Source organism: Methanocella sp. MCL-LM (genome assembly GCF_049676595.1).
Classification (GTDB): domain Archaea; phylum Halobacteriota; class Methanocellia; order Methanocellales; family Methanocellaceae; genus Methanocella_A.
Window position 1 is genome coordinate 2696353 of sequence record NZ_CP187259.1, and the last position, 12411, is coordinate 2708763.

The window sequence follows — 12411 nt, forward strand, 5'->3', positions numbered from 1 at the left end:
ACCTCCCGAACCTCCCAGCTTGAAAGTTCTCCCTGACCTCCCGGGGCCTCCCCGGCCCCTGACCTTTCAACACCTCCCCGACCCACAATTCTTCGTTGAAAGAACCAGGCCTTACCCGGCCTGGCTGTTCCTGAGGTCCCCGTAGATGAAGAACTGGGCGGTCTGCCACAGCTTTTTGGCAGCATCGATCAGCGTTCCCAGGATGGCGACTACCAGCAGCACCTTGATGCCGGCCGCGATCATCACCGACAGCTCCGGGTTGAACGGGAATGCCTGGAAGACCCAGAAGGTCAGCATGGCACTCGCGAGGCTCAGCCCCGTTTCCAGGAGGGATGCCACCCACTTCTGCGGAAGCGCTATGTAGAGTACCTGGACCAGTACCATAGCCGCTCCCCACCCCAGGTAGTACGGCACGAAGGAGCCGAACGCCGGAGTTAACAGCGGCACCAGCTGGCCGGTGCTAAAGTTCGCGATGAAGGGAATGTGTGGCCAGAGCAGTGCGATAACGGCCATTCCCAGCAGGGTAAAGAAGATCGTGAAGCCGATCTTGATGGGCGAGGCCGGGTGCTCGAGGCTTCTTTCCAGCCTGTGCAGCCGGGCTTCGTAGGTCGCCTTTAGCCTTGACTCGTACAGGTAGATGATGGAGAAGATTATGGTGATAACCACGATCGCCAGTGCCAGCGCCGACACGACCGGGAGTATGACTCCGACGGAGATTCCGGCTGCCTCGGGCGCCACCACGTAGATGATCCCGGCGAGCAGCAGGAAGGCCACTGCGATGCCGGCCAGAGCCTGCACGGCTTTCCACATGCCGTTACTCTTCAGGAACGTGGCCTTCGACGGGTACATGGCCGCGAGCTTTTGGGGCGGCATCATCTTCGCCAGTACTTCCCTGACGATGGTCTCGTCGATCCCGGTGCCACGCTTTACCGCGATAGCCTCTGCGCTATCGTATATGTGCGACTTCAGTTCACGGCCCACTTCTTCACGCTGAGCGGACCCCATGTCTGCAGTCACTCTGCAGATATACTCGTCGATCAATTTTTCGTACATTTACTTCACTCCCTTACTCCTGGCTCCCACACTATGGGCTCCCATAATATGGGCTTTAAAGGTCTCGACCGCCGCGTTCATCGAAGCCAGCGAAGCGAGCATCTGTTCTCTGATCTCTTTACCGTATTCTGTGATCACGTAATATTTCCTCGGGCGGGGGCCGGTAGTTTCCCAGCGGCTGACCAGAAGCCGGTCGTCCTCGAGCCGGCGCAGGATGGGGTACAGGGTGCCGTCATCGATGTCGATGCCGACTTCCTTCAGGTTCCTGATGATGTCGTAACCGTAGTACTCCTGCTCCAGCAGACACATAATAGTCACCTGTATCATACCTCGCCTGACCTCCGTTTCGAACCTTTCCACGACCTCGTCCATCCGTATCACTTTTCATGCCGTATAACGTGTGACAACAGAAATACTGTCACACAGTATACTGTGTGTCACAAGGTATAAATAATTTGCTCCGTGAGCGGTGGCAGGAGGGAGGAAATGCGAGCAAAGTGATTTCTGGAACTTTTAATATCAGTCATTCATAAGGTCCTGTAGTGGTTCTACTCTGAGACGTTGCATATGAGCCCGTGAGCGCACACGAACGCTGCGCTGTGCCAGGATCACAGATTATGACAGATAGCACAGATTGCACAGATACTGGTCGATGAGAAATGGATTAACCGCCTACCGCTTTGATTCTAATGCCATCTGTGAAATCAGTGCAATCTGTTTTAATCTGTGATCCTGGCACAGCGCAGCGTTCGTGTACGAATCGCCTTCCAGAACGCCTGCAAACGCAGGCGTTCAAAAGGCGAACATCCCAGCAAGGGAACTCTCAAAAAAGATTCAAGAATAACTATGCCCTTTGAAAACTCTATCCCAGGAAAACGTGCCGAATACTTTCAGCATACTCTTGGTTATCCTATATAAGCCCATGAGGACAAGTAGGTATCAGTAACAGAAACCCTCGTACTACACACGCCCTACTCGGTTCTGGGCCAGGTTGTAGTACAGTCCCCAACCCAAACTTCAGTAGTGGCCGGGACCTGCCCATCCCTATCAATTTTCCCGGCCAGTCCCTTATGCTCTTTTAAAAGCGATTGTGAACTTCGTTCCGTTTTCCCGTTCGAGAGATATACTGCCGTCGAGCTGCTCGACCAGCATGTTCACCAGCTGCAGGCCGAGGGATTCGGAGGTGTGGAAGTCGAAGTTTTCCGGCAGCCCGACGCCATTGTCGGCCACCTTTATTACGGCCCGGCCGTCGACCTCACGAATGCAGACCCGGATCTCGCCCGCCCGATTTCCGGGGAAGGCGTGCTTCAGGCTGTTGGAGATTAGCTCGTTGACGATCAGGCCGCAGGGCACTGCCGTATCCACCCCCATAGAGATCGGCTGGATGTCCGCTTTCATGGTGATGTTATCCCGGCCGATGGCGTACGAGTAGAACAGGTTTTTCATCAGGCTGTCGAGGTATGAGGAGAAGTCGATGCGGGCGAGATCGCTGGACTGGTAGAGCTTCTCGTGCACCAGTGCCATGGTTTGGACCCGGTTCTGGCTCTCTTTGAATAGTTCGGCATCCCCCGGGTCGGTGATATAGCGGGACTGGATGTTCAGCAGGCTGGAAACCACCTGCAGGTTATTCTTGACCCGGTGGTGAATTTCTTTGAGCATGACCTCTTTCTCCCGGAGCGAGGCCTTGATCTTTTCCTCCGCGTCCCGGCGTTCGGTCACGTCCCGGACTATAACCATGATGTAGTCTCCGCCAAGGATGCTGACGTACTTCAGGTTGAACTCGGCCCAGAAGATCCGGCCGTCTTTAGTCCGGGATTTCTGGACGGAAAACCGGGGCCCTTTGAGCCTGACGTCCATGAAAAGGCCCAGGATATCTTCGCGGGTGTACTTGCCACCGGCGTACAGGCGCAGAAAGTCGGTGTGCATCGCTTCTTCCCGGGTAAGCCCGAAGAGACTGCAGGCGGTGCTGTTTACATCGATGGTGTGCCCGGTATCGATCTCCAGGATGAGGATGCCGTCGTTGGCCCCGTCGAAGATTTCCCTGTAAGTCTCCTCGGATCGGCGCAGCTGATCTTCGATCTGCTTGCGGTCGGTGATGTCCCTGGCCACGGCTACTGCGAAAGCCTTGCCGTTGAAGTCCACGGTCCGGATGGCGATCTCGTAAGGCACCCAGGTCCCGTTTTTACACAGCAGCGACGTCACGACGTTCAGGCGCTCGACCTGGCCCATGAAGACCGGCAATACCAGCGGTCTCGTAGCAGGGTCGACCAGCCCCGCCGGTAGCATAGCGGTTAGCTCGTCCCGGGTATAGCCCAGCTGCCTGCACGCAGAGCCGCTCACGTCAGCGAAGCGCCGGTTTTCGAGGCTGATGAGGAAGATGGCGTCGTTGCTCTCGTCCAGCAAAGCTCTGAACTGCTCCAGGTCTGCCAGCCGGCGCTGAAGCTCAGGATAATAGCTCTTTCTGAACGAGTGCTCTCCAAGCCCGATGATTTTGTCCCGGAGAGGGTCGTAATCGTTGCCCGGGCCTTCAGAGGGCATTTTCGAAGATCACCTCAAGATCGTCGAGGCTCAGGCGGCGGGGATTGGTAACCATGCACGGATCTGAGATGGCCTTGGCCGAAAGCTGGCGAAGATCGCCTTTGCCGACGCCGATACTGCCCAGGCTCTGACCGAGGTTGACGGAGTCGAGCAGCCCGGATAGGCCTGCGGACAACAGAGCGTTCAGTTCGGCCGGGCTCTTACCCGCCGTTTCGTAGCCCAGTGCAGAGAGGATGGTCGTGTACCGCTCCGGAGCGGCTTCAAAGTTATAGGCGGTGACGTGGCGGAGAAGCAGGGCGTTGCAGAGGCCGTGGGGAAGGTTAAGCTGGCCGCCGAGGCTGTGAGCCATCGCGTGGACTGCGCCCAGGCTTGCGTTTGAGAAGGCCAGCCCTGCGTGGAGGCTGCCCAGCATCATCAGGGCCCGCATTTCCAGGTCATCCGGCCGGGCATAAGCTCCAGTAATGCCTGATCTGATCAGCCTGATGGCCTCCAGAGCGTGGACATCGGTAACAGGAGAACTGGCATTAGACACATATGCTTCGACAGCATGGGTAAGAGCGTCGATGCCGGTGCAGGCGGTCAGCTCAGGGCTCATACTCACTGTCGTCGCCGGATCGATCAGGGCTACATCTGGCACCACAGTCTTGCTGACAATGGCTATCTTCACTTTTCTGGCGCAGTCCCGGATGATGGCAAACTGGGAAACATCCGCAGAAGTACCCGCCGTCGTCGGTATGCATATCAGCGGGGGACAGGGGAGAGGGACGTTATCTACGCCTTCGAACTCGAGGATGTGCCGGCCGTTCGAGCTGACGATGCCGATCCCTTTGGCGCAGTCCATCGGGCTGCCGCCGCCGACCGCCACGATCAGGTTACAGCCTTCTTCCCGGTAAACGGCAGCTCCGGCCATGACCTCTTCGGCGCTGGGGTTTGGGTATACGTCCGAAAACAAAGCCCATTCCAGGCCGGCTTCGTCCAGGCTTTCGGCGACCTGGCCGGCAATGCCGTACTTAATGCAGTTAGCATCAGTAACGAGCAGGATCTTGCTTCCGCCGAAGTTTTTTGCATAGCGGCCTGCCAGCCTCAGCGCCCCGGTGCCGAAGACAAATTCGGGAGCGACGAATTTGCGCAGGTTCTGCATGCTGTTTTTTACCATAACAATCCACCGACGTCAACTAGCTAATTAATTTGCTAGTTTATTAACTCTCCCTACTGCGATTGCAAGTATAGTCATTCTTGAAACTAATAGTACGGTCCGGCAGTCAACCAGACCTGCCGGACCGTACTAAAAGTTTCACAAAGGACTATACAATACACACATAAAAAGTAAGGGCGCAGTGGCCAGACAGACCGTAGCGCCCCACGGTTCTTAAGCAGTCCGCCTGAGAGCGGCCCGTGAACTGTTACTTATGCCTGACGAGAAGCACCGGACAGTTAGCGTGCCTCATCACTTTTTCGGACACGCTGCCGATGAGCACCCGCTCGATGGCAGACGTGCCTATGGAGCCGATAGCGATACAGCTCGCGCAGATCTCTTTAGAAACCCGGACGATCGTATCAGCCGGCTGGCCTTTGACGATGATCTCCTCGCATTCGACGCCCTGCTTCTCGCAGATTTGCCTGACCCTGGCGGTGGCCTCGTTCCCCGCCTGCCGGAGCTCGGTCATGCCCTCGGCGTAGTGGATCCCTGACCTGAAGGCCAGATCGACGTTGACGACGTTCAGGATGTAGATCTTTGCCCCCAGCGAGCGGGCCAGGTAGGCTGCATGTTCCGCGGCGAAACACGAGTAGTCCGAGCCGTCGGTCGGCACCAGTATTTTTGTGTATTTCAGCTCTTCCATGACGATATCTCCTTTATACACTTTAGCTCCCCAGGTTCAGATGAACAGCAGGACCAGTCCGATGAAAGCAAGGTATAGCAAGCCTCCGATCATCAGGCCTGACATCTTGATCTCCTTATGGCTGGATTCGAGGTAGAGGATGATGCCGGAAAGCAGCGCGATGGCGATTGCCGCCGCCTGCAGCTGGCCGATCCTGCCAGTAATATCCAGGTGCCAGCCAGTCAGCAGTATACCGATCGTGACCGGGATACAGCTCTGGAAGACCATTGCGCCGGTGATGTTGCCGATGGCGAACGTGTCTTTCTTTTCCCGGATCCACAGCATGCTGTTGAACTTTTCCGGCAGCTCGGTTGCGATAGGTGCTATGATCAGCGACAGGATGAGGGGATTGATGCCCAGGAACGTCGCGATGTCCTTGATCTGGCTGACGAACATGTTGGCGCCCAGGATGATGAGGCCCAGCGAAGCCAGTACCTGCACGATGATCAGCAGGGTCGATGGCTCTGCGGCGTGGAGGGTCTTTTTCAGATCGGCGACATTCACGTCAGCCGGGCACTCGACAGGCTTGCCTTCCTTGCCGGTGCACTTTCTGACCACGTTATCCAGGTAGAGGTTTTTCATCTCCTCGCCGTCTTCGCCCACGGTTTCCCCGGTCTTCATCGTATAGATGGTGTAGACGATGTAGAGCGGCACAAGGCAGAAGCCCAGCACCCACTTGAAAAGGCCGTATTCCGGCGGAGCCAGAGCGGCGACCGCAGCCAGCCCGTAGGCCAGCAGGAAGAATTTTAAGTCTCTCCTGATCAGCGTGCCGTTTACGTGGAGTGTCTTAGTGCCCCGCCTGCGCTGGAACATCAGCACGGAGAGGCCGCATACGAACAGGGCCAGGGTCGTCAGCATGAAAGGTGCGCCCAGGATGGCACCTACACCGATCTCTTCGCCCGCGTGCCCGCCGATGGTCAGGATGGCGATCAGAGGCACGATGGTCTCTGGCAGCGCAGTGCCGACTGCAGCCAGTACGCTACCCACGGCGCCTTCCGAGAGCTTGAAACGCCGGCCCACCCATTCGACACCGTTGGTGAAGAGCTCGCAGCCCACCAGGATGACCACGAAGCTCAGGATGAATACGATTAGATCCATAGGATATCTATCCTTAACAATCGTCAGAGCGATAAATAGTTTTTGAAGTGGTTAACCGTTGACCCGCTGATCAGGCAGGGATTTGAAGACGGTTACGGGAACACCCCGGCCAGGCTCAGGCACAGGTGGCAGAAGTCTCCGAAGGCCCCACCACCGGAGATTCAAGATTAATCCGCTCCATGATCTTCCACGTCTCCGGGATGCCTGAATCTTCGATCGGGTCACCGGAGTTAGAGAGTAAATATTCGCCGGTGCTGCGGGCCCACGCGTGCTCGAAGCCCATTGGCAGGCGCACACATATCTGCTGGATCGGGTCGTAGTACTCTCCGGGAGAGCTGACGCCGCAGAGGCTGTCTGCGATCCACCGGTAACCGGACTGCCGCAGTGCGCTAGTCTGCAAACCGTCGGCACCGGGGATATCTGCTGCGTCGATCTCGGTGCCAAGCTGCCGCAGGCTGTACGGCTTATTCAGCTGGCGGTCTTTCAGGTATATGTTGATCCGGTTAGCTTTCTCCATCCACAGGGGATTGATCCTGAAGGAGTACAGGATAGCCTGTAAAAGATCTTTCAGCCCGTCAAGCCTGCCCTGTTCAGCCCGGATGGAAATCAGGTGATCGGCCATCCAGAAGATATGGTCGATGAAGGCGCTGCCCACAGGAATCTTGTAGGTGAACGTGGTCACAGTACAGTAGAGGACTTCCTCGTAAAGCTTATCCAGATCCCTGTACTGTACCCTCATGCCTGCTCCGCAGGAAAAGGCTGACTCCCCGGGGCTTAACGTGGCCTCGAACCCGAGTGTGCTCCCCAGGTCAACAGGGGGGATTCCCCGGATAATTGACAGGTCATCAACCTCTGGCCGGAGGGCAGGTATCATCATGAGAGCGAGGAATTCGGAAGCATCGAGAGGAGGACAGACAGTAGCGCCAAGGTACCGGGTACCTGCCGGATGGCTTTGCAGGACCTGTGGCAGGCTGGTCCAGACAAATGCCTGGCCTGGAAGCGACTGGATTTCCACACCGTTCCCCGCGAGCTTGAAGCCGCTCGTCGAAGGCATCATCGCATCATCTGCCGACCACCGGACGCCCCCCTCGAAGCCCCACCCGGCAGGCACGAGCAGACTAAACGCTTCGAGCCCGGTACACGCTTTGTCCAGGCAGCTCACAGTCTTAAAGCGCAGCAAATGTCAGTCCCCCCGTTACTTGGCAGCAAGTTCCAATAATGCTGAAACCCTGTACTTGATAATACTAAGGCCGATAATGAGCGAGATCCGGCATGCAGGAGCCTGTCGAGAGCCGGAGAGGCAGGGGCTGCCCGGGAACCGGCGTAGGATAACTATATGTTTCCCGCAGGCCACTTAGGATTCATGATCCGGGATGACTGCCCCTGCCCGAAAACAGACTGCAGAAGACACAAGAACTGCGTCGAGTGCAGGGAGTATCACGTCGCTAAAGATCGGGTGCCGTACTGCGATCGGCCGCAGCCGAAGAACCCGATCAGCCGGCTGTTTAAAAAAGCATTCAGGCTCTGAGAGGGTTTGCCTGCCGGGCACAAGCCGGCACAGATGTTTTTGCCTCCGGCCGCGGTAACGGGAAAGAACGGTTCAATACCTGTAGAGATATAAAGAATATTCCAGTCACACGAGATGGTTTTAAATGGTAGATTCAGTTTCAGCATGGCTCAAGGTCAGCGAGCTTTCAAAAGACACGTGGCGCATCGAGGATGCCGGCATGGTAAGCCAGTACCTGCTGGCAGGGAAGGAAAAAGCGCTGCTGATAGATGCAGGCTGGGGTATCGGAGACCTGCATGCACGGGTGGCGAGCCTGACCTCGCTGCCCCTCACGGTCATCAACACCCACGGCCACCCAGATCACACCTGCGGTAACTACCGCTTCGAGAACGTCCGCATCCACCAGGCGGATGTACCCCTGCTGAAAAAGAACTTCAGCCCCAAGGTCAGGCACGACATCATGCAGAGGTTCAAGGATCAGCCTCTGCCCGAAGGCTTCTCCGAAGACGCGTGGGTTCACGCCCCCCTGAAGCGGTTTGCCCCGTTCTCCGGCGAGCTGAGCTTCGACCTCGGAGGCAGAGTGGTGGACGTCATCGAGACTCCGGGGCACACTCCGGGCAGCGTCAGCCTGTACGACCGGAAAGAGAAGTGGCTGTTCACGGCTGACAACATCATGGAAGGCAACACGCTGCTTAACCTGGAGGGCAGCATGCCGCTGAGTATCTTTATGAACAGCGTGAACAAACTGGCAGCTATGGAGAATAAAGTCGAGGCGCTATACCCGGCCCACGGCAGAGTCGCTCTGAAGCCGTCGACCCTCTCGGACATGCAAAAAGGCGTCAAAAAGGTCCTCGATGGCAAGCTGATCGGGAAGCCGGAGAAGACCTCCCGGGGCAGCGGAGCTGTCATCCGGTTCGACAGCTGCGGAATCGTCTATAACGACGAGCGGCGATATTAGAGACACGTAATCCGAAAATGGAGTTTCACAGATGGTCAAGTTTACTGAGTTAAATTTAACACCGAGCATAGTCAGAGCGGTCCAGGATATGGGTTTTGAGGAAGCGACGCCCATCCAGGAGCAGGCGATTCCTCTGGCCATGGAGGGAAAAGACCTGATCGGGCACGCCCAGACTGGTACGGGGAAGACGGCGGCGTTCGGCATTCCGATGATTGAGGCCATCAGGCCGACATCTAAAGGTGTACAGGGCCTTATCGTCGTGCCTACCCGCGAGCTCGCGACCCAGGTAGCGGAAGAGCTGAACCGCATAGGCCAGGTTAGAGGCATCCGAACTATACCAATTTATGGCGGCCAGGACTTCAGGTCGCAGGTAAAAGCCCTGGAAGACCTGCCGCAGATAATAGCCGGCACCCCGGGCCGCCTGCTGGAGCACATGAGGCGGCAGTACATCAAAACTAACGAGATCAAGTTCTGTGTCCTCGACGAAGCCGATAAGATGCTCGACATGGGATTCATCGACGAAGTCGAGAAGATCCTCAAAAAGATGCCCGAAAGGCGGCAGACGATGCTGTTTTCGGCCACGCTGTCGCCGCCTGTGCAGATGCTTGCCAGGAAATACCTGAGAGACCCTGAGCTGATCGAATTTGAGGAAGAGGGCATCACTGTGCCTACTACAGCACAGCATTACATCGAGATGCCCGAGAAGCAAAAGTTCGAAGTGCTGACCCGGCTGCTCGACCAGGAAAAGCCCGAGCTGGCCATCGTGTTCGTCATGACCAGGGTCAGAGTAGGCGAGCTGGCCAAAGCCCTCGTAGAGAGGGGATACCACGCGCTGGGCCTCCACGGGGATTTGCTCCAGTACCAGCGGGAGAACACGCTGGACAAGTTCAAGGCCGGCGAGGTCAGCATTCTGGTAGCCACAGACGTTGCGGCGAGAGGCCTGGATATCCAGGGTGTCACCCACGTCTATAATTTTGACATACCCCAGGACCCGGACAGCTACGTGCACAGGATCGGCCGCACGGGCAGGGCCGGAAATGCGGGAACGGCGACTACTTTTGTAACTCCGAGGGACAAGCCGGTCTTAGATGCCATCGAGCAGACGATCGATCATAAGATCACCAGCAAACCGGTTCCGGGCGGAGCAGAGTCTACCGAGAAAAGTATAGAGGTGGCCATAGAAAAAATTCAGGGCGAGATCGAGATCAGGGACCTGTCCTTTTACCGGGACTACGCCGAGACCCTGCTTAAGACCGGCGACTCGGCCACCATCCTGGCGGCCGCCCTCCGGCTTCTGAGCAAGGCGGATGAAAAGCCCCAGGTCAGGCTGACCGAAGTGCCGGAGCCGAAAGCCCCCGAGAAAAAGACAGAGAAAGGCAGCCGGGGTAAGGGCACGAGCTACGCAAAGAAAGGCGGCCACAGTAAAGGCTACGGCCACAGGGAGCAGGCTCCCCGGAGCAAAGAAGCCGACAGAAAGAAAAGCGGCGGACAGGGCCCCAAAGGCGGCGCTTTTAAACAGTTTACCAAAAAGAAGGGCGGGAAAAAATAACCCGCTCCCGATACCGATAGCGGCCCTGACAGCCGGGGTTGTCGTCAGCGATTTTACTTAGTTTTATCAGCGTGGGCTCCCATCGTCTGATGAGAAATGATTATGCCGGAGAAGAAGCCCGAAGAAGAGAAAGAGGAAGCAGCAGAGACAGACAAGAAGAAACGCCAGCGGAAAAAAGAGATCCGAAACATAGAGCCAGCGGAGGAGCCGGTCAAAGGCCCGATGGGCGAGGACATATACAAGGTTTGAGGCAAGCAGCTGACAGCCATGGTAAATGGACTACCTTAGCCTGTGGGTTGCGGGCCTCCCGATCAGGCCGGGGCATGCGCTGCCCGCGCACCCGTTCCGGCCATAGAGACCTCTGTCTGGAACTCACCGGGGCCTATTTTTCGAACAATTTTTTATATTTACCATACCCCTCTTTTTCGAGGTCGTCTTTAGGTATGAACCGCAGCGCCGCAGAGTTGATGCAATAGCGCATGCCGGACGGCGCCGGGCCGTCGTTGAACAGATGGCCGAGATGAGAGTCTGCATCCTTGCTCCGCACTTCAGTACGCACCATGCCGTGGCTTACGTCTCGCTTCTCCTCGACTTTGATGCCCTCGATCGTCTTAGAAAAACTGGGCCACCCACAGTCTGAGTCGAACTTGTCCTTCGAGCTGAACAGGGGCTCGCCCGAGACGATATCTACGTAGATTCCCTCCCGGTGATCGTCCCAGAACTCATTCCGGAACGGCGGCTCCGTGCCGTTCTCCTGGGTGACCTCGTACTGCAGAGGTGTCAGCTTTTTCTTCAGCTCTTCTTTGGCAGGTTTTGTAGACTGTGTCATCGGCTTCACTTCCACCTTACAGAAGAATCAGATTGCACTATATGATAATTTTTAGGCTGGATAAACCCGACGGGATAGATGCTGGACGGGTAAACCGATCGCGTCAGCAGGGCTTTCTCAAAAGTTTAAGCCTTAAGCTCGCCGGGCAGGCCCGAGCTCTTGCACGCGCAGGTGAAGCAAAGCACGACCAGCTTACCGTTGAGCATGGCATAGAAAGGAAGGCTTGCGTTTCTCTTGCATTTCGAACATTTTTCCATGGTTTTTACTCCGGAAAACAAATTTAGTATATTTTAGTAGATATACTTATCGATCACTATTGATATGGTTATATAAATATCGCTTGAAAACGTTGGCCCGAATGACAGGAAAGGCGAGAGACCGGCATTTCCGTCAGCCGGGCTTATCATATCAGACCGTCTATAAAATTACAATGCAACCGGAGGATAGCCCGTGAACATCCTGAAGATACCACCGATGCCCAGGGAAGAATACGATCAGCTGATCAAAGAGCAGTTCATCGCCCGCATTGCCTTCAAAGGCGACGGCAGCACGTACATCGCCCCGTTCATGTACGTGTTCGACGGCAGGTACATGTACTTTTTATCGACCAGGTACGGCAAGAAGGTCGAGTACTTCTCGAAGAACCCCGAAGTCTCGGTCGAGGTCGAACACTATGCCCCGGACATGTCCACCTACAAGTTCGTCACGCTCACAGGCAGGCTGACAGAGGTAAAAAAAGGTGATGATGCCCGCAGCATCCGGAGCAGGTTCCTCGACATGTTCAAGTCCAGGAAGATATCCCGGAACGCGCTGGCAGCGCTGGGGCATTCCCCGGACGAGCCCTTCGACGCCATCATGTCCGACAGCATGACCGCTGTCTGGAAGCTGGTAGATGTGGAACAGATTGTCGGTTTAAAGAACGCTGGCGGCGGCAAATAAAATTATTAGTGAAAGTATAAATGCTCGACCGCCTTAATAGAAATACAGGGAAGCGTACTA

The 12411-nt window shown here is 56.2% G+C and carries 14 protein-coding genes; 5 read left to right on the forward strand and 9 right to left on the reverse strand.

The genetic code is table 11. The annotated features are described in order from the left end of the window. Nucleotides 1–111: 111 nt before the first annotated feature. The 7 genes from ACPLPM_RS13785 to ACPLPM_RS13815 all read right to left on the reverse strand — a co-directional run bounded on the left by ACPLPM_RS13785 (nt 112) and on the right by ACPLPM_RS13815 (nt 7749). Nucleotides 112–1053, reverse strand: a complete 942-nt coding sequence (locus ACPLPM_RS13785; RefSeq protein ID WP_424357350.1) for a hypothetical protein — start codon at nt 1051–1053, stop codon at nt 112–114. Further along, complete coding sequence (locus ACPLPM_RS13790) at nt 1054–1425, reverse strand: PadR family transcriptional regulator (RefSeq protein WP_424357351.1); 372 nt, start codon at nt 1423–1425, stop codon at nt 1054–1056. It lies immediately after the preceding gene. A 696-nt stretch (nt 1426–2121) separates the two neighbouring features. Continuing rightward, nucleotides 2122–3591, reverse strand: a complete 1470-nt coding sequence (locus ACPLPM_RS13795; RefSeq protein ID WP_424357352.1) for a sensor histidine kinase — start codon at nt 3589–3591, stop codon at nt 2122–2124. After that, nucleotides 3581–4747 carry an alcohol dehydrogenase-like regulatory protein ErcA gene (ercA, locus tag ACPLPM_RS13800; protein WP_424357353.1) on the reverse strand — a complete coding sequence of 389 codons (1167 nt, stop codon included), beginning with the start codon at nt 4745–4747 and terminating at the stop codon, nt 3581–3583. The genes ACPLPM_RS13795 and ercA overlap by 11 nt, the downstream gene beginning before the upstream one ends. Before the next feature lie 247 nt (nt 4748–4994). Continuing rightward, on the reverse strand, nt 4995–5432 hold the full coding sequence (locus ACPLPM_RS13805; RefSeq protein WP_424357354.1) for a universal stress protein: 438 nt from the start codon (nt 5430–5432) through the stop codon (nt 4995–4997). A 36-nt stretch (nt 5433–5468) separates the two neighbouring features. Then, nucleotides 5469–6569: a sodium:calcium antiporter gene (locus ACPLPM_RS13810; RefSeq protein ID WP_424357355.1), complete on the reverse strand. Its 1101-nt coding sequence runs from the start codon at nt 6567–6569 to the stop codon at nt 5469–5471. Nucleotides 6570–6684: 115 nt separating this feature from the next. Further along, entirely contained in the window at nt 6685–7749 is a 1065-nt protein-coding gene (locus ACPLPM_RS13815; protein ID WP_424357356.1) for a hypothetical protein, read from the reverse strand. Nucleotides 7750–7932: 183 nt separating this feature from the next. Between ACPLPM_RS13815 and ACPLPM_RS13820 the strand changes: the two genes are divergently transcribed. The 4 genes from ACPLPM_RS13820 to ACPLPM_RS13835 all read left to right on the forward strand — a co-directional run bounded on the left by ACPLPM_RS13820 (nt 7933) and on the right by ACPLPM_RS13835 (nt 10832). Further along, the gene (locus ACPLPM_RS13820; protein ID WP_424357357.1) at nt 7933–8097 is read left to right on the forward strand and encodes a hypothetical protein; all 165 of its coding nucleotides are present in this window, start codon (nt 7933–7935) and stop codon (nt 8095–8097) included. A gap of 124 nt (nt 8098–8221) precedes the next feature. Beyond that, complete coding sequence (locus ACPLPM_RS13825) at nt 8222–9034, forward strand: MBL fold metallo-hydrolase (protein ID WP_424357358.1); 813 nt, start codon at nt 8222–8224, stop codon at nt 9032–9034. A gap of 31 nt (nt 9035–9065) precedes the next feature. Beyond that, nucleotides 9066–10583 carry a DEAD/DEAH box helicase gene (locus ACPLPM_RS13830; protein WP_424357359.1) on the forward strand — a complete coding sequence of 506 codons (1518 nt, stop codon included), beginning with the start codon at nt 9066–9068 and terminating at the stop codon, nt 10581–10583. A gap of 102 nt (nt 10584–10685) precedes the next feature. Continuing rightward, nucleotides 10686–10832, forward strand: a complete 147-nt coding sequence (locus ACPLPM_RS13835) for a hypothetical protein (RefSeq protein ID WP_424357360.1) — start codon at nt 10686–10688, stop codon at nt 10830–10832. Between the two features lie 133 nt (nt 10833–10965). Here ACPLPM_RS13835 and msrB read toward each other — a convergent pair whose 3' ends face one another. Both msrB and ACPLPM_RS13845 read right to left on the reverse strand, forming a co-directional pair. Beyond that, a complete protein-coding gene (gene msrB, locus ACPLPM_RS13840; RefSeq protein ID WP_424357361.1) occupies nt 10966–11412 on the reverse strand; it encodes a peptide-methionine (R)-S-oxide reductase MsrB in 447 nt (148 codons plus the stop codon). A gap of 125 nt (nt 11413–11537) precedes the next feature. Further along, on the reverse strand, nt 11538–11669 hold the full coding sequence (locus ACPLPM_RS13845) for a hypothetical protein (protein WP_424357362.1): 132 nt from the start codon (nt 11667–11669) through the stop codon (nt 11538–11540). A 193-nt stretch (nt 11670–11862) separates the two neighbouring features. Between ACPLPM_RS13845 and ACPLPM_RS13850 the strand changes: the two genes are divergently transcribed. Further along, nucleotides 11863–12351, forward strand: coding sequence for a pyridoxamine 5'-phosphate oxidase family protein (locus ACPLPM_RS13850; protein WP_424357363.1), 489 nt, complete (start codon nt 11863–11865; stop codon nt 12349–12351). Nucleotides 12352–12411: the final 60 nt, after the last annotated feature.